The sequence below is a fragment of the Desulfonatronum zhilinae genome, assembly GCF_900182865.1.
In the GTDB taxonomy this organism is placed as follows: domain Bacteria; phylum Desulfobacterota; class Desulfovibrionia; order Desulfovibrionales; family Desulfonatronaceae; genus Desulfonatronum; species Desulfonatronum lacustre.
In genome coordinates, this window is the sequence record NZ_FXUJ01000036.1 from 1 (window position 1) to 17,062 (window position 17,062).

The window sequence follows — 17,062 nt, forward strand, 5'->3', positions numbered from 1 at the left end:
ACGAGATGACATTCATCACTGTGATCTACCTGATCGGAGCACCCATCAGGGAACTACTCGTTCCATAGCATTTCCACGTCCAACGTCGAAGAACCCGAAAAAAATTGGCTCTGGACTCGCTCCTAAGAAAGCAGTCATGGAAATATTCGTGGAAGCCTTCGAGCTTGTCCTTAAAACCTTCAATTTCTGCAAGGGTTAAATCAAATTTTGGAACTGAATAACAATGCTCATTTCTTCGACAACCTGGTAGCATGGCCTGCCTCCTTTGCTTGATGTAAGGTAATTGGCATAGTGGCAGGCTTTGAGTGAACAATCAAGTGTTTTTATCTAAATTGCGTTGTAGGGTTGTGCAGCCTAACAGCATGATTATCCTGACTTCGCAAAAAGCCACCTCTCCTCGCCACGGATTGTCAAAACCCTATTCGGACACAAACCTGGCCGCGCACAATGCCTTACTTTTCATGACATTTAGCTGACCAGGACCAACCTTCTCAGTCGTTGAAACCACCTTTTTGCCCCTCCCGAGGTCAGTATTATGCGGAGTGGTCGAAGAGTCAAAAAAACGAGGCGAATCACATTCAAGGAACCGGGCAAGAATGATGCTGGTTGTGTGTCCATGAAAGTTTTTGCGTTGAGGTGAGCGCCGGGGCGCTGGGCGCCCCGGCGATGTCGTTCAGGGGGCTGTGGAGGCCGTTCATAATGATTTTGAAGGGGCTCCCAACCCAAGCATGTTGACCCTGGCCGGCCTCCGCTTGACGGGGCGGTGGTATTGCACCGCCGGGCGTCCGAAGAGCAAGGCGTAGCCGATGGCGTGATCGTCCGGGATGCGCAGGGTGGCCCGGATTTCCGGACAGACGGCCAGGGCCGGGAAGCTGCCCACATGCGGTTGTATCGCCTGACCCAGCCAGGCGATAACCTGCCCAAGATTCTTCATGTTGCCAAGCCCCTCGGCGTCCTTTTCCACCTCGCCCTTGTCCCGACCAGAGCCCATGTTTCTGTAGACCGAGCCGGGGATATTTTGCCCGCCGACCTGGACTAATTCCGTCTCCCTGCCTGCCTTGGCCAGGGGTTCGAGGACGCGATTCAAGAGGAATTCCGTGTTGCCGCCCTTGCGAGGGCTGCCGTTGACTGCGATGGCGTACATATTATTCTCTTTGCGTTGATGGTTGCCGTCCGCGATGAATAGAGCAGATACGTAAGTTTTTGAAAAGTACGGTCTTTGACTGAGTGCTGAAAAAGTCCCTATTCACAGTCCGTTCAAAAACCCCAAGTGCAAGGAGCAAAAAAACTTAAGATCGAAGCGTACTTATTCATACGTGAGAGTTTGAATTTTTTGCAGCGACGCAGCAATTGGGGTTTTTCCAACTGTTAAGGTCAAAAGCAGATCCACCTTATACCTGGACAACGGATTTCGTCCTGGGCATGTTCTCACCCCGTGGACTGTTTATCCGGCAACGGAGCTCCACGCGGCCCGTCCGGATTTTGGCTCGGCCACCTCAAGCCCGGAGCCTTACAACATAATGAATGAAACCGCGACGAAACACATGCTGCACGAAAAAATTCTCCACTCCCGACACATCCTCGAACAGATTTTGGCCGACCACGGTCCTCAGCGGACCGCCGTGGCCTGGACTGGGGGCAAGGATTCCACCGTGGTTCTTCGGCTGTGGCGCTCTTTGCTTCAGGAGCGAGGCATGGCTCCCTGCCGGGCCGTGAATCTGGATACCGGGCTGAAGTTTCCCGAGGTGCTGGCCTTGCGCGATCAGGTGGCCCGGGAGTGGGATGTTGACCTGCACGTGCAGCGCCCGGACATCCCTTTGGATGGTTATCCCGTGGCCCAAGACAAGCTGGCCTGTTGCCGTGATCTGAAAATTTTCCCTTTACAGCGGGCCGTCGGCGATCTCAGCCTGTCCGCCCTGCTCACCGGGCTGCGCCGGGACGAATCGGCCAGCCGAAGCGGGCGCAAGCCCATGGAGCTTCGCGAAGCCCCGGACTATCTCCAGGTCAACCCGATCCTGGACTGGACGGAAATGGACATTTGGGCCTGCATCATGGAACAAGGGCTGCCGTATTGCACGCTCTACACCCAAGGCTACCGCTCCCTGGGTTGCATTCCCTGTACCGCGATGCCGGATCAGGCCGCGGGAGGGGGGGAGCGGGCCGGCAGGGATCAGGATAAGGAACGGCAAATGGAAACACTGCGGAGTCTGGGATACTTCTGAGGCACGAAGCATGCGCATTCTGAGTGTTGGCGGAACGGACTTCGTCCCGGCCTGGAGGAACATGGGGCACCACGTTCTGACCATGGGCAAGGGGGCGGGGCATGACGTAACCCTGGAGCATCTCATCGGTCCGCGTGAACTGTGGGAGATTCTTTCGGCCCGGGATTTCCGGCCGGAGCTGACCGTCTGGGTGGACCGGTGTCGACCGCTGGAGGTCTTCGGCCTGGAACGACTGCCGGGGGTGGTGGTGGGGTATTCCATCGACCAGTACTGCAACCCCTGGCATGTGCCGTACAGCTGGGCCTTCGACCTGTTCCTGGTGGCCCAGAAGGATTATCTGAAGCTGTTTTGGGACCCTCGGGCCTGGCGGGAATGCCGCTGGTTTCCGCTCTACTGTCGTTTGGACGTGGACCGGGATCCCGGCGTGGAGCGGGACATTCCGGTCAGTTTCGTGGGGACGCTGAATCCACCGCTGAATCCAAATCGAGGGCCGTTTCTGCGCCGGTTCCGTCAGACTTGCCCGACCATTGTCCAGCAGGGCGCGTACGCCCCGATCTTCGGGCGCAGTCGGATCGTGATCAACCAGAGCGTGGTGGGGGAGTTGAATTTTCGCCTGTTCCAGGCCGCGGCCTGCGGCGCGGCGGTGCTCACCGAGGACGTGGAAAACGGCCTGCGCGATGCGTTTGTCCCTGGTGAGGAAATCCTGATCTATCCCAGCAACGATGCCTCAGCCGCGGCCTGCATCGCTCACGAGGCCCTGGCCGATCCGGAACGGCTGGGAGAAATCGCCCGGCGCGGCAAGCGTCGGGTGCAGCGGGATCACAGCGCCACGATCCGGGCCCGGGAAATTATCCAGCTGGTCGAGGAACTCCTGGCTTCCGGAGCCGGAACCCGACGCAAAAACGGCATGGGGCTGGTCCGCGAACATCTGCTCAAGACCTACGCCTCCCTGGCCACGGACAAGGCCTTGCCCTTGCCCCTGGAACATCGTCATTTTTATGCCGAAATGGCTCGGGACGCCTGCCTGGAGACGTTCGGATAACCGAATAGTCCGAAGAAAAACTCCAATTGTTGCGTCGCGGCTCAAATCTCGTAACGACTCAGCACAGAGTAATGCTGTTGCCGGGGTCGGAGTCGGAATCGGGATCGAAAAAGCCGGGAGGCGTTCAATATTACTTCCTGTTCCGACACTGATACCGACCCCGATTGCCGGAGCAAGAGCGGACACACAACCCCTTCGGGGTTGGCCCGTTATTCCCGATTCCAGTTGAACACGGCCGTGATATCGAAGTCGCCGTCGTAGTGCTCCGGAAGAAGAGGCTCGATCAGGGTCACGAAGACGTCCTGGATCACGCCGATGGCCAGGGCCTCGTCCACGTCCGCCACCAGGACGTCGATGGATTTGGTGAACCTGGGATTCATCAGGTCCCCGACAAACCGTACTCCGAAGCCCTCCACGTAGACCCGTTTGCCCAGCCAGCCCCGCAGGTCGTGGGAGACCGCCACCGTCCACCCGGGTCGCGGGGTTTGCATGATCGCGGTGTTGTCCACATCTTCGTTGGTTTCCTCCGGTCTGGCCGTGTAGGCGGTCAGGCGCAGCCGGTGAGTATTGGCCTCGCGGTAGCGGTCCAGCATCAGCTTGAGAATCGTGATCTTGTCCTGGGCCTTGAGCAGTTCCAGCTGATGCTCGGCGCTCACCAAGCGTTCCTCGCCCGAAACCGGCTCCATATCCCGCACGGGCGCGCCTGACTGAACCAGAAGGTAGATGTTCGTCAGGGCAAGGACGACAATGATCGGAAGGGAGAAACGCATGAAATGGTCCCTGGTGGAACAGACTGCGGACAAGGCCGTCGCGCCGGGTCAGCGCATGGCTTCGGGAAACAGCTTGCCCGCGGTTTCGCGCAGCTTGTATTTCTGGATCTTGCCGCTGGCGGTCATGGGGTAGGACTCCACGAAGGCGATGTATTTCGGCGTTTTGTAACGAGCGATCTTGCCTCGACAAAAGTCCTTGACCTCTTCCGGAGTGAGCGTCACGCCGGGCTTGGGAATGATGAACGCCCCCACTTCCTCACCGTACTTGCGGCTGGGCACGCCCACGACCTGGACGTCGGATATGCCCTCCATGGTGTACAGGAACTCCTCGATCTCCCGGGGATAGACGTTCTCCCCGCCCCGGATGATCATGTCCTTGATCCGTCCGGTGATGGCCAGGTAGCCGTCGTCGTCCATCACGCCCAGATCTCCGGAATGCAGCCAGCCGTCCGCGTCGATGGTCTGGGCCGTGGCCTCGGGCATGTTGTAGTAGCCCTTCATCACGTTGTACCCCCGGCAACAGACCTCGCCCTGGACGCCCGGCGGCACGGGCTGGTTGGTTTCCGGGTCCACCACCCGGACCTCGATGGCCGGCATGGCCCGTCCCACGCTGGCCACCCGGCGGTTGACGTCGTCGTCCACCCGGGTCTGGGTCATCACCGGCGAGGTCTCGGTCAAGCCGTAGCAGATGGTGATGTCGCGCATGTACATCTTGTCCATGACCTGGCGCATCACCCGCACCGGGCAGGGCGAGCCGGCCATGATTCCGGTGCGCAGGGAGCTGAAGTCGAACTTGGGAAACAGGCGGTGTTCCAGCACGGCGATGAACATGGTCGGCACGCCGTAAAGGGCCGTGCAGCGCTCCTGCTCCACCGAGGCCATGACATGCACCGGGTTGAACCCTTCCAGGATCACCAGGGTGCTGCCGTGGCTGACCGCGGCCAGCACGCCCAGCACGCAGCCGAAGCAGTGAAACAGCGGCACGGGCAGGCAGATCCGGTCCTTGTGGGTGAAGAGCTGGTTCTCGCCGATCCAGAAGCCGTTGTTGGCGATGTTGGAGTGGGTGAGCATCACCCCCTTGGGAAAGCCGGTGGTCCCGGATGTGTACTGCATGTTCACCACGTCGTGGGGATCCAACGTGGCCTGTCGGGCCAGGTAGTCGACCTGGGAGACCATGTGCCCCAGGGCCAGCAGTTCAGGAATGGAGTACATGCCCCGGTGCTTTTCCGGCCCCAGAAAAAAAACACGCTTCAGATGCGGAAACCGCTTGCTGCGCAGATGGCCGCGAGGGTCGACGCGCAGTTCGGGGACCAGTTCGTTGACCGTGGCCACGTAGTCCGTGTCCCGGAACCCGTCGATCAGAAAGATGTTTTCCGCCTCGGACTGCTCCAGAAGGTAGGCCAGTTCGCTGGATTTGTAGTTGGTGTTCACGGTCAGAAGCACCGCGCCGATCTTGGCCGTGGCGAACTGCAGCGCCACCCAGTAGGGCACGTTGGTGGCCCAAACCGCCACTTTCTCCCCTTTTTGCACCCCCAGATGCATCAAGCCCCTGGCCAGTTGATCCACCACCTCCCCGAACTCCTGGTAGGTGAGGCGAAAGTTGCGGTCCACGTAGACCACGGCGTCATTGTCCGGATAGTCCCTGACGGCCTCGTCCAGAAGCCGGCCCAGGGTGATTTCTCGAAGGATTGGTTTTTCCACGAACACTCCGTGAGAGACATTTATTTAGGCGTTCAGTATCTACTCAGCACATTTTGTATCCGCCCTTGCTCCGGCAATCGGAGTCGGGGTCGCTATCGGAATCGGAATCGGAACAGGAAAAATTTTGAACGCTTCCCAGCGTTTTCGATCCCGATACCGATCCTGACTCCAACCCCGACAACGGCATTACTCTATGCTGAATAGTTACGGCGTTCAAAACAATTCCCTTTTTCTCCCTCTCCCCTGGGAGAGGGCCGGGGTGAGGGGGCGATTTGCGGGTACATGTAAACCCGGAAATCGCTTCAACAACTACCTGTTCGGAACGTTACTCCGGGATGTACAATACCGCGTAGATCTCCGCGGGTTCCGGGCCCACCGCGCCCACATGATGCGGAACCGCGGAATTGTAATAGACCGAATCTCCGGCCTTGAGCCGCTGGACCTCCTGACCGTAGCGGAGTTCGATCTCTCCGGAGGCGACCACGATGAATTCCTCGCCTTCATGGGCGGAGAGAGGGTTCTCCTGGGCCGGGTCAGGGAGCACCTGGATGAAAAAGGGCTCCATGTGGCGGTCGGTCTTGCCCAGGCCCAAGGGGAAGAAGCGCAGGGCCAGCGGGCCGCCGTGGTCCTTGTGCATGTTCAGCCCGGCCTGACGTTCTTCAAGGCGCACGATCAGCGGATCGCGGCTGACCTGATCGTCCAGAAACGTGCCCAGGCGCACGCCCAGACCTCGAGCGACCTTCAGCAATGGGCCGAGGGAAGGGACGTCTCCGGAGTTTTCCATGCGGGCGATGAATTCCGGAGCCAAGCCAGTGCGCTCGGCCAGCTGCTCCCGGCTGATTTCCCGCTCCTCCCGCAGCTTGCGGATTCTGTCGCCGACGTTTTCTTTGCTCATGATCCGAACCTTTGGTAAGCATGACCGCCGCGGCGGTCCGGTTGAAAACATATTTCGCCTTGTCGTGAAGGATTTTTGACAAACGGTCCTTCGCCCCGGCAAGACGTTCTCCAGCCGTCAAGAAAGGTTGTCATATTCAGCATCCAGCCCTCGCGCAACCCTCAGGCCCGAACCATGTCCCTTCATCCCGCCCAACCGATCCGCCACCCCGTGGAAGTCCTCGGACTGGGGCAAAGCCCGCGTCATGACCGTACGGAGCTGGATCACTTGATCCAGGAGGCCGATCTCTTGCTGGCCGGGGAACGGATCTTGAATCAATACACGGATTTTCACGGCCAACGAGTTGTGCTCAAGGCTCCCCTGGCCTCGCCGCTGGAGCGATTGGACCAGGCTTGGGAAGCCGGACGCCGCGTGGTGGTGCTGGTGGGCGGGGACCCCTGCTTTTACGGGATCGGTCCGCTTCTGGTCCGCCGTTTGGGACGTGAAAACGTTCGGCTGCATCCCGGAACCACCACGCTCCAGGCCGCCGCGGCACTGCTGGGCATCGCCTGGCAGGACGTCCCGGCGGTCTCCCTGCACGGTCGGGATCGAACCACGCCGCTGTTCGCGGCCCTGGGCCGCTCCCAGCGGGTGGCCGTGTATACGGACGAGCGGCATACCCCGGCGGTCCTGGCCGGGATGCTCCTGGAACGCGGGGTGGACAACTTCCGAATGTGGGTTTTCGAGGACCTGGGACTGCCCAGCCAGAACTGGGATGCGTACACCTTGGAACAGGCCGCCCAGACCGCTCAGGGTGCCTTCTCCGCGTTGAACCTCGTCCTTCTGGAGCGCGTTCGGGAGTCGGAAGTCACCTTGACCCTGGGCATGGCCGTTGAGAGTTACGTTCACGAGCGCGGCCTGCTCACCAAGCCGACGGTTCGGGCCGCGGCCCTGGCGGCCCTGGCCCTGGAGCCGGATCATCTGCTTTGGGATTTGGGGGCCGGATGCGGTTCCGTGGGCATTGAGGCTGGTCTTCTGCTGCCGCGGGGCGGCGTGGTGGCCGTGGAACGGGAGGAGCGCCGCGCCGCGATGATTCGGGAGAACGTCCGGCGGACCAACGCCTTCTGGGTCCAGGTGGCCCACGGGCTGATGCCCGGATGTCTGGAAGCGTTACCCGACCCGGATCGGATTTTCCTCGGCGGCGGCCTCGGAAGCAGTTTAGGATGCAGCCCGGAAAGCAGCTCAAAAAGCAGCCTAAAAAGCAGCCCCAAAAGCAGCTTGGGCAACACCCAGGAAAGCGGCCCGGATGATGTTCCGCAGGATATTTTGGAAACAGCCTGGGGCAGGCTCAAACCCGGTGGGAAGCTGGTGGCCGCGACCGTGCTTCTGGGAAGCATGCACCGGGCCAAAATATTCCTGGAGCGCCGCGGCCTTGATCTGGAAATCGTTCAGATCCAGGCCGGGCACAGCGTTCCCCTGGCCGACGACCTGCGCATCAGCGCCCAAAACCCCGTCTTTCTGCTCAGCAGTCATAAGCCCACGCCATGAGTTCAACGCCTTCTCCCAACGTCTACTTCGTCGGCGCGGGTCCTGGAGACCCGGAACTGCTGACCCTCAAGGCCCAACGGCTGATCCGCGAAGCGGACCTGATCATCTACGCCGGCTCCCTGGTTCCAATGGCCACGCTGGAAGGAGCCAGGCCCGGATGCCGGATCGTGGATTCCTCCGGACTGACCCTGGACCAGACCCACGAACTGATCCGCGAGGCGGTCCATGCGGGCCGACGGGTGGTCCGGCTGCATACCGGCGACCCCGGCCTGTACGGCGCGGTGCGCGAACAGGCTCGGCTCCTGGACGCGGAGGGGATTTCCCATGCCGTGGTCCCGGGCGTGACCGCGGCCATGGCCGCGGCGGCCGCGGCCAGCGTATCCTTCACCATCCCCAAGATGTGCCAGACCTTGATCCTGACCCGCCTGGACGGCCGGACCCGGGTCCCGGAGCTGGAGCAGCTCCGGGGGCTGGCCGTCCACCAGGCGGCCCTGGCCGTCTACCTCAGCGGCCCCAGTCACCAGAAGCTGGCCCAGGAACTGCTCGACGGAGGCTACCCCCCGGACACCACGATCATCGCCGCCCACCGCGTCGGCTGGCCGGAAGAAAATATCCAACGCCTGACCCTGGACAAGCTGGCCAAGACCGAGGCAAAATCGCTCTGGGAACGCCAGACCATCTTCCTCGTTCTCCCCAGCCAGGAGCTGGCCACCACATCCAGACTGTACGCCCCGGAGTTCGAGCATGGATTTCGGGGGGAAAGAGGAAGTTCTCCGGTGAGCGCAGTCGCAGAGGTCGCATCTTCGCGACAATAATCATGCGACAATAATCATTTTTCAAAGAATAGCCTGGGAGGGTTTTTATGCATCAGGATGTCGTACTTATCGAGAAAGAGGCGTTGTCACTTCCCCTGGATCAACGAGCGCTTCTTGTTGAACGTCTCTTTCAATCTCTGGGCCGAGAGGACGAACTCATCACGCAAAGGTGGAGTGAAGAAGCCGAAAAACGGCTTGACGCATATTATGCCGGCAAAGTCTCTGCAGTGGATGGACCATCTTTTGTCGCGTCACTTCGTCGAGAGCTGGCATGAACTACAGGCTGCTAACTCCGGCCACGGAAGACTTGGCTCGCATTGCCCATTACTATGGACGACAATATCCGGGGTTAGGTCGTGAGTTTTTGGATGAATTCGATGCCGTGATGTCAAAAGTATGCTCCTTTCCATCTGCTTGGAAGCAAATTGGAGCAAGACATCGGCGATGTCTTTTTCGCCGTTTTCCCTATGCCGTGTTGTATACGACATCCGCTGAATCAATCGTTGTTTCAGGAGTCATGGATTTGCGGTCGGATCCAGAACGATTTCTGGAACGAATCCGGCGGACCTGATTGCTCATCTTTCCTTGTTGATATCAAGACGAAACCACCATGCAAAACAACGCGAAAATCTACGTAGCCGGCCATCGCGGTCTGGTAGGTTCGGCCCTGGTGCGGACTTTGGAGGCCAAGGGGTGCCGGAACGTTCTTCAGCGGACCAGCGCGGAACTGGACCTGACCGATCAGGGGGCCGTGCGCCGGTTTTTCGAGCAGGAACGTCCGGACTCCGTCTTTCTGGCTGCGGCCAAGGTGGGCGGAATTCTGGCCAACAACACCTATCCGGCCCAGTTCATCCACGTCAATCTGGCCATCCAGACCAACGTGATCCACGAGGCGTGGCGCAGCGGAACGCGGCGGCTGCTTTTTCTGGGATCATCCTGCATTTTTCCCAGGGACTGCCCCCAGCCCATGAAGGAAGAGTATCTGCTCACCGGTCCCCTGGAACCCACCAACCGACCCTACGCCGTGGCCAAGATCGCGGGCATCGAGATGTGCTGGGCCTACAACCGGGAGTACCGGACCCGCTTTCTGGCCGTGATGCCCACGAACCTCTACGGCCCCAATGACAACTATGACTTGGCCGGCAGCCACGTCATCCCGGCCATGATCCGCAAGTTCCACGAAGCCAAGGCCTCCGGCGCGCCGCATGTCACGCTCTGGGGCACGGGCGCGCCGCGCCGGGAATTTCTGCACGTGGACGACTTGGCCCGAGCCTGTGTGTACCTGATGGATTCGCCCGAGGAGGACTATGCCGGGCTGCTGAAGGAGGACATCGCGCCGCTGCTGAACATCGGCTCCGGCGAGGACCAGACCATCAAGGAATTGGCCCTGATAGTCCGCGAGACAGTCGGGTACGAAGGAAGGATCGTCTGGGACACGGACAAGCCGGACGGCACTCCGCGCAAGCTGCTGGACGTGGGGAAAATGAGAGCTTTGGGCTGGCGACCCACCCTGGGTTTGCGGGAGGGGTTAGCGCTTACGTATCGGGATTTCCTGCGCCGCAACGCTTGATTTGATCGAGACCGTCGAAAAATCTTGGATGTGTGGATCAGGCGAATACATTCCAGTCTATGAGGCCGGATTTGACCACTTTTCTGGTTACCTTATCCGGTAGAAGTGCGCGCCTCGTTGATGGACGAGAAATTTTTGATCTTGACGTTGCCGTCTGGAAAACGGGCCACGATATCAAGCGTTCCTCCCATCGCCTCTATCGTCGTTCGGAGTGTAGAGATGTACATATCCGTGCGCTTTTCCAGCTTGGCAATATTTGGCTGTTTGATGTGCAAGAGATTCGCCAACATTTCCTGGGTCACACCTCGAGCGCGTCGCAACTCGTGCAGCGCCAACTCGGCAACCATTTCGCGACATCGAGCGTCAGAGCGGGCAATTGCCTCCGCGGACATTTTTGATTCCAGTTCTTCAAATTTACGAGCCATCAAGCAAGCCCTCCTTGACTAATGATTCAAGGTGTTCTTTGTAGAGCCGATCCGCGATCGGTACATATTCGTCGTACCAGCGATCCCTTCCAGTCTTCTCTCCACCGATAAGCAAAATAACGTACCGGCGAGGGTCAAAAGCATAGAGTACCCGATAAGGGCGTCCGGCATGCTGAATGCGAAGTTCTCTCATGTGCGGGTATTGTGAATTCTTTATACCGCTTGAATGTGGGAACGGAAGACGTGGATCACCCCCGTGCGCCATGCATTATTCCATTGGAAATGTAAATTCGCATTGCATTTTTGCAACAACAATGGAGAAACGCATGCATCACGGTAAAATCGATGTCACGCCCAGGCTGCTCCGGCGTCCGGACCACTCCTTCTTTCTTTTCGGCCCGCGCGGCACGGGAAAGACAACCTGGCTCAGGCAGGTATTCGACAATGCCCTGCATCTTGACCTGCTGGACGCCTCGCTGCACCTGGAACTGTCCAGGGATCCGCATCGCCTTGAAGCGTTGACCGGGAGCCTGCGAGAGGATGACTGGGTCGTCTTGGATGAAATACAGAAAAATCGAGCCCTTCTGGATGAAGTACACCGGATCGTAGAAACCTCTGATTACGCAGCCATGCTGCCTCTCTTTTGAAAAAATCCTTCCCAGTAGTGCCAAAACCGACCTACTCCCCTGGCAGGGTAATCCGGATTGATGTGCAGCCGGGGACGGGTCGTTCCCGGCACGCGGCGAGGGGTGGGCCGGCTGATTGCGGCAGGTCCAGGGATTACACTTACAGCACAAGGAGGCAGGCACATGAAGCCAGGACATTTTTCAGTCACGGTTCTGCTCGCGACCCTGATTCTGGCGGGCTGCGGCAGCAGTCCGCCGGACAAGGCCCCGGGTTGTTCAGATGGTCAGGTTCAGGAACTGGTTCTGCAAGTCGCCAACGAGGAGCTGCGCAACGGGCTGCTGTTCAACGCCATCCTCACGGAACTGGGAACCACCCCCCAGGTCCAGGGCAATCCCACCTACGCGCAGTGGGACAGGAGACGCGAGGAAAGCGAGGAAATCGCCAGGCTGCTGGACTTGGTGGACAGTCAGGTGGAGGAACTGTCATTTCGGCTGGACGGAATCAGGACCAATTCCAGGGACGACGGGATTCGCAAGACAGCCTGCGGGGCAACCCTGACCTCGGACGCCGGGATGACCCACGACATCGAGTACACAGCCCAGTACACCGAGGACGGACGGGTTTACGTGCAGGTCTTTGGACTGGATTGAACAACGCCTCACGCAAGGTGCGAGACGTACGGCATAGTGCGCTCGGGACAAGGCGGAGGGTGGCCTTTTCCGTGCGCACTATGTCAACATGTTTGAATGCGAAGGATTGGTGAGCGGATCGGATTGCCCGTGACCTGTCAGGGCGCGTCCCAGATCCTCCATGATTTCCCGGCGCAGTTCCTCGGGCGCCAAAACCCTGGCCCCCGGCCCCAGGCTCATGATCCAACGCTTCACGTCGTGCCGGCCCGAGGTATTCAGGCGGATGATGATCGACCCGTCCTTGAGTTCCTGGATGCGCTGGCTGTTGAAATAGCAGCGCTCCCGGACGTAGCGGGCCTCGTCGGGCCGAACCAGGACCGTGGCCTCCACCGGGTCGTTGAAGGTCAGCCGGAAAGCGCCGCAAACAAGACCCCGGGGATCAAAATCCGCCGGCCGGGTGAAGCGTTCCCGCGTTATTTCCAGGGTCTGGATGCGTTCCACTGCCAGCACCCGGACAGCCTCACGTAACCGGGACCAGACGAACACGTATAATCCTCCCCAGCGCCCCAGGAACTGCAGCGGATGCACGTCGTACGTCTTGGTCAGCTGGTCGGCGAAAGCGAAATACGTCACCGTGCAGACCCGCTGCTCCAGCACGGCCCTGACAAGGGTTTCGATGACGCGTTCCTTGCCGGAATAGTCCTTGCTGAGCCTGGGCAAGGGCGTGCACAGCCCGGACATCCCGCCAATTCGCTGCACGGTTTCACGAGGGGCGAGCCGTGCGATCTTGGCCAGGGCTTGGTCCAGTAGACTGTCCATGTCGGACCCTGGATTGACGGCCATGCCGCTGCGCAGCAAAAACAGGGCCTCGATCTCGCCGGGATCAAGCCCCAGCTCCGTAAGCAAAAGGCCCGGCAAACGCCTCGCGTCCCTGGAATCGATCTTCCAGCGTTTTTTCCGGTCTTCCGAAACCATGTCCGGATAGATCGGGATGCCCATGGCCGTCATGGTCCGCAACAGCCGGTTCATGGCATTCCGCTTCCTGCCCAGAGCCTCCCCCAGTTCGTCGATGGTCACCCCGGTGGTCCGGGTCATCAAGGCAACGGCCTGCATCACGATCTCCAGTCGCTTCTCGCGCATGTTTGCCTCCCATGGTTTATTCGTCCCGGCGCAATGTGCCGCGCAGTCAAACGCCTGGAAATCATGCCACCCATGTGTGGCGTTATTGGCCGCGCAAACCGAGGTTCCAACCGGATAACAAACTTTATTCAATTTCTGGTCAGCGTCGACATGCGGCCAAAAACGCCACAGGTGCCCGCGGCATACTCTGTTCCAGGCGCACGCAGGCAGGATTCGCGATCAGGGGCCTGCAGCACGGCCCGTCCACATCAACCAGACCGAACAAGGAGGAAACCCATGCTGAACGTAAAAATCACCGTCAATGGAGTGTCGGCACGCATTCCCTACGACCAGATCGACAACCTTGTGTATTCCATCCCAGATGAATCCAGGCACAACGACGTCATTGCGGAGCTTGCCCGGTCCACTCATCCGCATGTTCGGATGGCCGTGGCATCCCGCGACACTCTGGACAGAAAGATCGTGAGCATCCTGGTGGAGGACACTCAGATTGATGTACTCCGTAATCTGGTTTCCAACAGCCGAGCCCGCATGTTCATCACGGAAACCTGCCTGCTGCGTCTGATCAAAACCGAGGACCACGACATTCTGGTGACCGTAGCCGAGAATCTGGATTCCTTTCCGCATTGCGACGAGGACGTCCTGGCTGAAAAGCTGGCCAGAATGGACAATCCCGTGATCAGGGGCATCCTGGCCGAAAACGTATCCGTCAGCCGCCAGGTTTTGGAACAGCTTTCCCATGACGAGGACGAGGATATCGCGGAAAAGGCAGCGGATAGCTTGGAGCGTGCTCTGGAAGAAGAGAGTGATGAGGAAGAAGAGGAACTGGAGGATGACGAGGATGATTAAGCCGTGGTATTGAGGCTATAAAAGGCCTCCCCAATCAAGCTGGAAGTACCCCTCATGAACGTGCTTGATCCAAGGGAAAATTTAAGGCAGGAATTGTTTCGGCAACTTAACGGGTTCCTCAAGCGCAGTGACAACAGCCTCTTTCGGTTCTGCCGCGACAGTGCTGAGGGGGGCTGTTGGTCTGTAGACTAGGCCCCGTACGTCGATTGATAATTTTTCTTTCGTTCCGATTTTTTTCCTCGCAAACTATCTAATATGTCAATTTCATGTGTTTTTTAAGCATACATAGTGTGTTCAGCATTGTAATTTTATTTGGAGTATAATATGTCTTATGAAATTGTTAGGAACATAAATATAATAGACAATCAATTCATTATATTACTGGATAGATTTGATAAAAATATTGAGATTTTTCAAAGCTCAAAATATAAATTTGAAAAGAAAATTAGCATTGATAGCAAAAAAAGAGTGGACCAAGAAAACAAATGGATTGGAAAAAAGTATTTTTTTAAAAATATTAATGGAGAATCTTACAAAATTTCGATCAAAAAGCTAAAAAACAATAGCAGATATGAGTTTTGTCTCACTAAAAGAAACCACTCATGCATAAGAATACGAGAATCAAGAATTAATGATACACATAATGTCGTATTTAATAATGGTAACGAATTTTTATTATGTGCCAATATTAATTTTTTAAATAATGATGGAGGAGTTGGCAGGTTCGATGCTGTAAAATTTTTAAATTATATCAATCGTGAAAGTATCATTGAATTAGACAACGGTGATAAATATGTGAAGTATGTAAATTTTGATAATCCTGATATTGAAAATTGTTTGAATTTGATTGATATTATTTCTAAGTTGCGGAGAGATTTTTCTTACAACGAACAGCAAGTAAAAAAAACAACTCCCGTTTTGGAGGAAACAGTGAATACTCAAAAAAATAAAAAAATTAGAGTCAGAACCAAGAAAAACATTTACGACTACTATCAAATACAAAAGTTTTCATTCAGCGATGAGATCATTACCAGGTATGTGCTGTCACTGATGACCAAACCATTTGTAATTCTGACGGGCATATCAGGGACGGGGAAGACGAAAATTGCGCAGCTTTTTGCCAGTTACATGTTGCAAGAGTGCGATGCCAGTGAAAGAAATTCTCGGGTAGCATTTGTGTCCGTTCGTCCTGACTGGCTCGACAATAAGGGATTGTTGGGTTTTTATAATATCTTGGATGAAAAATACAATGTGACTCCAATACTCAAACTGCTTCTTGCTGCAAGGGATAATCCAGATAAACCGCATTTCGTCATACTGGACGAGATGAATCTGGCCAAGGTGGAGCACTATTTCTCTGATTTTTTGAGCATAATGGAAAGCCGCACACCGGACAATCCCCAGGGTGAAGCCCTCGTGCTTCATGATCGATCCGAAGCCCTCACACATGATGGCTTGCTCATTCCTGCTCGCCTGCATATCCCGACCAATGTCTACTTCACCGGGACCGTGAACGTCGATGAATCGACCTACATGTTCAGCCCCAAGGTTCTGGACCGGGCCAATGTTATCGAGTTTAATGAAGTTTTGCTTGACCGTCAGATCGACATCCCAGTCTCTTCCAGTCCATTCCGCTTTAAGCAGGAAAACCTGCTTGATGTCTTTCCGCTTGATGAGAATCAACCGTTTAGTTCCAGCGATGACTATCGTCAATGCAAGGAGGACTGTCCTGATGTTGTTGTCGGCTTGTCAGAGTTGCTTGACGAGTTGAAGATGCACAACATGCACTTTGGCTACAGGGTCATCAACGAGGTTTGCCGCTTTACCAGGCTTGCAAACTCTCACGTCTCTTCTTTTAATCCGGAAACAGTCCTGGATATTCAAGTGGTTCAAAAAATCTTGCCCAAATTTCACGGCACCCAGGCCAAGCTGGAGGAACCGCTGAACAAACTGCTTGCATTCGCCAAGGTTCCAGCTGCTTCAGCATCTTCAGGAACAAGTGATTATCGACTACCGCGAACTGATCGTAAATTGACCGCGATGTTGCGTAAACTCGACAACCAGGGCTATGCGGACTTTATAGAATGAAAATACTTGGCTATTGCCCATCATTCCGCATGGCTCTTATGGATGCGCCGATTGCCGTTTCCGAAGAGGACGCGCGCCATTTTGGTAATAAACCTGAACTGCATGAACTTAACACATACTACCTGAAATGTTTTGATGACATTCCAGAGGCTCTACGAAAAGATACGTCAAATAATTATCCGCCATTTGTTCAAAAGCATTTTCCAGGCGGCCTTTTTGAAATCAGTTTTCGCAACAGCGTGGGGCTCACGCGCATCGGCTCCCTCTGCGTTAAGGTCCACAACCTGAAGATTGATGAGCAACAGTACGAGGCCATGCTGAACTTTGTGGTCGCGAAGGTGGCCAGCCTGATTTTCGCATTTGGTAAGCCCACAGGCCAGAACGTACAGCGCGGTCAGCCGGGCAAGGACGTAGCCTATCTGGAAATGTGTTTTTTGCGCATGCAGCTGTTGCATAAGAAGCCGGACATTAACGCTATTGCCAGTGCAATTCTAACCGATCCGCACCGGGTGTTTCAGCGTAATCGCACTAAAAAGCGCGTGGAAGACATTACCGTTGTCAACCCTGAGGCATGGTTCGAGATGGCCAGAAGGCCTCAAGGGCTTTGTCGCATTGCTAACGGACATCCGTTGACAGCCACCGCATTGGGCAAATCCCTGCATCGCGTCACTAGTGTCCCAACAATTAATCAAATAAACTTAGCTGCTTACTGTTTGACGTCTGTTCGCTTTCGTAATCATCACATCCAACTATCTGTAATAA

Annotated in this window: 20 protein-coding genes; 13 read left to right on the forward strand and 7 right to left on the reverse strand. The window is 56.6% G+C overall.

Annotation, left to right across the window (positions count from 1 at the left end):
- The coding region (locus tag AC559A_RS17675; RefSeq protein WP_498819013.1) for a hypothetical protein at positions 1 to 199 on the forward strand (199 nt) is incomplete at its 5' end.
- 495 nt (positions 200 to 694) lie between these two features.
- Here AC559A_RS17675 and AC559A_RS17680 read toward each other — a convergent pair.
- Entirely contained in the window at positions 695 to 1,144 is a 450-nt protein-coding gene (locus tag AC559A_RS17680; RefSeq protein WP_498819014.1) for an NAD(P)H-dependent oxidoreductase, read from the reverse strand.
- 376 nt (positions 1,145 to 1,520) lie between these two features.
- On the opposite strand from AC559A_RS17680, the gene AC559A_RS17685 reads away from it, so the two are divergent.
- Together AC559A_RS17685 and AC559A_RS17690 are read left to right on the forward strand one after the other, a co-directional pair.
- The gene (locus AC559A_RS17685) at positions 1,521 to 2,222 is read left to right on the forward strand and encodes a phosphoadenosine phosphosulfate reductase family protein (RefSeq protein WP_498819015.1); all 702 of its coding nucleotides are present in this window, start codon (positions 1,521 to 1,523) and stop codon (positions 2,220 to 2,222) included.
- Positions 2,223 to 2,232: 10 nt separating this feature from the next.
- Positions 2,233 to 3,264: a glycosyltransferase family protein gene (locus AC559A_RS17690; RefSeq protein WP_498819017.1), complete on the forward strand. Its 1,032-nt coding sequence runs from the start codon at positions 2,233 to 2,235 to the stop codon at positions 3,262 to 3,264.
- Positions 3,265 to 3,473: 209 nt separating this feature from the next.
- Here the strand turns inward: AC559A_RS17690 and AC559A_RS17695 are convergent, their stop codons facing one another.
- The 3 genes from AC559A_RS17695 to AC559A_RS17705 all read right to left on the reverse strand — a co-directional run bounded on the left by AC559A_RS17695 (position 3,474) and on the right by AC559A_RS17705 (position 6,630).
- Positions 3,474 to 4,034 carry a 3D domain-containing protein gene (locus AC559A_RS17695; protein ID WP_498819018.1) on the reverse strand — a complete coding sequence of 187 codons (561 nt, stop codon included), beginning with the start codon at positions 4,032 to 4,034 and terminating at the stop codon, positions 3,474 to 3,476.
- 48 nt (positions 4,035 to 4,082) lie between these two features.
- Positions 4,083 to 5,735: an AMP-binding protein gene (locus tag AC559A_RS17700; protein ID WP_498819019.1), complete on the reverse strand. Its 1,653-nt coding sequence runs from the start codon at positions 5,733 to 5,735 to the stop codon at positions 4,083 to 4,085.
- A 325-nt stretch (positions 5,736 to 6,060) separates the two neighbouring features.
- Positions 6,061 to 6,630 carry a helix-turn-helix domain-containing protein gene (locus AC559A_RS17705; RefSeq protein ID WP_498819020.1) on the reverse strand — a complete coding sequence of 190 codons (570 nt, stop codon included), beginning with the start codon at positions 6,628 to 6,630 and terminating at the stop codon, positions 6,061 to 6,063.
- 174 nt (positions 6,631 to 6,804) lie between these two features.
- Here AC559A_RS17705 and cbiE point away from each other — a divergent pair, with 174 nt between their 5' ends.
- The 5 genes from cbiE to AC559A_RS17730 are packed head-to-tail and all read left to right on the forward strand — an operon-like array spanning position 6,805 to position 10,542.
- On the forward strand, positions 6,805 to 8,157 hold the full coding sequence (gene cbiE, locus AC559A_RS17710; protein WP_498819021.1) for a precorrin-6y C5,15-methyltransferase (decarboxylating) subunit CbiE: 1,353 nt from the start codon (positions 6,805 to 6,807) through the stop codon (positions 8,155 to 8,157).
- Complete coding sequence (gene cobM, locus AC559A_RS17715) at positions 8,154 to 8,972, forward strand: precorrin-4 C(11)-methyltransferase (RefSeq protein ID WP_498819022.1); 819 nt, start codon at positions 8,154 to 8,156, stop codon at positions 8,970 to 8,972. Before cbiE ends, cobM begins: the two co-directional genes overlap by 4 nt.
- Before the next feature lie 47 nt (positions 8,973 to 9,019).
- The gene (locus AC559A_RS17720) at positions 9,020 to 9,247 is read left to right on the forward strand and encodes an addiction module protein (protein WP_045218424.1); all 228 of its coding nucleotides are present in this window, start codon (positions 9,020 to 9,022) and stop codon (positions 9,245 to 9,247) included.
- The gene (locus tag AC559A_RS17725; RefSeq protein ID WP_498819023.1) at positions 9,244 to 9,543 is read left to right on the forward strand and encodes a type II toxin-antitoxin system RelE/ParE family toxin; all 300 of its coding nucleotides are present in this window, start codon (positions 9,244 to 9,246) and stop codon (positions 9,541 to 9,543) included. Before AC559A_RS17720 ends, AC559A_RS17725 begins: the two co-directional genes overlap by 4 nt.
- A 39-nt stretch (positions 9,544 to 9,582) precedes the next feature.
- Complete coding sequence (locus AC559A_RS17730) at positions 9,583 to 10,542, forward strand: GDP-L-fucose synthase family protein (RefSeq protein ID WP_498819024.1); 960 nt, start codon at positions 9,583 to 9,585, stop codon at positions 10,540 to 10,542.
- 92 nt (positions 10,543 to 10,634) lie between these two features.
- Here AC559A_RS17730 and AC559A_RS17735 read toward each other — a convergent pair whose 3' ends face one another.
- Together AC559A_RS17735 and AC559A_RS17740 are read right to left on the reverse strand one after the other, a co-directional pair.
- A complete protein-coding gene (locus AC559A_RS17735) occupies positions 10,635 to 10,967 on the reverse strand; it encodes an XRE family transcriptional regulator (protein WP_498819025.1) in 333 nt (110 codons plus the stop codon).
- A complete protein-coding gene (locus AC559A_RS17740; protein WP_498819026.1) occupies positions 10,957 to 11,232 on the reverse strand; it encodes a type II toxin-antitoxin system RelE/ParE family toxin in 276 nt (91 codons plus the stop codon). The genes AC559A_RS17735 and AC559A_RS17740 overlap by 11 nt, the downstream gene beginning before the upstream one ends.
- A 61-nt stretch (positions 11,233 to 11,293) precedes the next feature.
- Between AC559A_RS17740 and AC559A_RS17745 the strand changes: the two genes are divergently transcribed.
- Entirely contained in the window at positions 11,294 to 11,614 is a 321-nt protein-coding gene (locus AC559A_RS17745; RefSeq protein ID WP_498819027.1) for an AAA family ATPase, read from the forward strand.
- A gap of 162 nt (positions 11,615 to 11,776) precedes the next feature.
- Positions 11,777 to 12,244 (forward strand): hypothetical protein, encoded by a 468-nt coding sequence (locus AC559A_RS17750; RefSeq protein ID WP_498819028.1) that lies wholly within the window; start codon positions 11,777 to 11,779, stop codon positions 12,242 to 12,244.
- A gap of 78 nt (positions 12,245 to 12,322) precedes the next feature.
- Here AC559A_RS17750 and AC559A_RS17755 read toward each other — a convergent pair whose 3' ends face one another.
- Positions 12,323 to 13,363, reverse strand: a complete 1,041-nt coding sequence (locus AC559A_RS17755; protein ID WP_498819029.1) for a helix-turn-helix transcriptional regulator — start codon at positions 13,361 to 13,363, stop codon at positions 12,323 to 12,325.
- Between the two features lie 276 nt (positions 13,364 to 13,639).
- Between AC559A_RS17755 and AC559A_RS17760 the strand changes: the two genes are divergently transcribed.
- The 3 genes from AC559A_RS17760 to AC559A_RS17770 all read left to right on the forward strand — a co-directional run.
- Positions 13,640 to 14,212, forward strand: a complete 573-nt coding sequence (locus AC559A_RS17760; protein WP_498819030.1) for a hypothetical protein — start codon at positions 13,640 to 13,642, stop codon at positions 14,210 to 14,212.
- Between the two features lie 324 nt (positions 14,213 to 14,536).
- Positions 14,537 to 16,300, forward strand: coding sequence for an McrB family protein (locus AC559A_RS17765; protein ID WP_498819032.1), 1,764 nt, complete (start codon positions 14,537 to 14,539; stop codon positions 16,298 to 16,300).
- On the forward strand, positions 16,297 to 17,062 hold a 766-nt coding region (locus tag AC559A_RS17770), incomplete at its 3' end, for a DUF2357 domain-containing protein (RefSeq protein WP_498819033.1). The genes AC559A_RS17765 and AC559A_RS17770, both read left to right, overlap by 4 nt.

Coding starts and splice junctions, on each gene's coding strand:
- AC559A_RS17740 (WP_498819026.1), bottom strand. CDS start 11,232: ATGGCGCACGGGGGTGATCCACGTCTTCCGTTCCCACATTCAAGCGGT.
- AC559A_RS17705 (WP_498819020.1), bottom strand. CDS start 6,630: ATGAGCAAAGAAAACGTCGGCGACAGAATCCGCAAGCTGCGGGAGGAG.
- AC559A_RS17755 (WP_498819029.1), bottom strand. CDS start 13,363: ATGCGCGAGAAGCGACTGGAGATCGTGATGCAGGCCGTTGCCTTGATG.
- AC559A_RS17680 (WP_498819014.1), bottom strand. CDS start 1,144: ATGTACGCCATCGCAGTCAACGGCAGCCCTCGCAAGGGCGGCAACACG.
- cobM (WP_498819022.1), top strand. CDS start 8,154: ATGAGTTCAACGCCTTCTCCCAACGTCTACTTCGTCGGCGCGGGTCCT.
- cbiE (WP_498819021.1), top strand. CDS start 6,805: ATGTCCCTTCATCCCGCCCAACCGATCCGCCACCCCGTGGAAGTCCTC.
- AC559A_RS17735 (WP_498819025.1), bottom strand. CDS start 10,967: ATGGCTCGTAAATTTGAAGAACTGGAATCAAAAATGTCCGCGGAGGCA.
- AC559A_RS17745 (WP_498819027.1), top strand. CDS start 11,294: ATGCATCACGGTAAAATCGATGTCACGCCCAGGCTGCTCCGGCGTCCG.
- AC559A_RS17725 (WP_498819023.1), top strand. CDS start 9,244: ATGAACTACAGGCTGCTAACTCCGGCCACGGAAGACTTGGCTCGCATT.
- AC559A_RS17760 (WP_498819030.1), top strand. CDS start 13,640: ATGCTGAACGTAAAAATCACCGTCAATGGAGTGTCGGCACGCATTCCC.
- AC559A_RS17750 (WP_498819028.1), top strand. CDS start 11,777: ATGAAGCCAGGACATTTTTCAGTCACGGTTCTGCTCGCGACCCTGATT.
- AC559A_RS17695 (WP_498819018.1), bottom strand. CDS start 4,034: ATGCGTTTCTCCCTTCCGATCATTGTCGTCCTTGCCCTGACGAACATC.
- AC559A_RS17690 (WP_498819017.1), top strand. CDS start 2,233: ATGCGCATTCTGAGTGTTGGCGGAACGGACTTCGTCCCGGCCTGGAGG.
- AC559A_RS17765 (WP_498819032.1), top strand. CDS start 14,537: ATGTCTTATGAAATTGTTAGGAACATAAATATAATAGACAATCAATTC.
- AC559A_RS17730 (WP_498819024.1), top strand. CDS start 9,583: ATGCAAAACAACGCGAAAATCTACGTAGCCGGCCATCGCGGTCTGGTA.
- AC559A_RS17685 (WP_498819015.1), top strand. CDS start 1,521: ATGAATGAAACCGCGACGAAACACATGCTGCACGAAAAAATTCTCCAC.
- AC559A_RS17720 (WP_045218424.1), top strand. CDS start 9,020: ATGCATCAGGATGTCGTACTTATCGAGAAAGAGGCGTTGTCACTTCCC.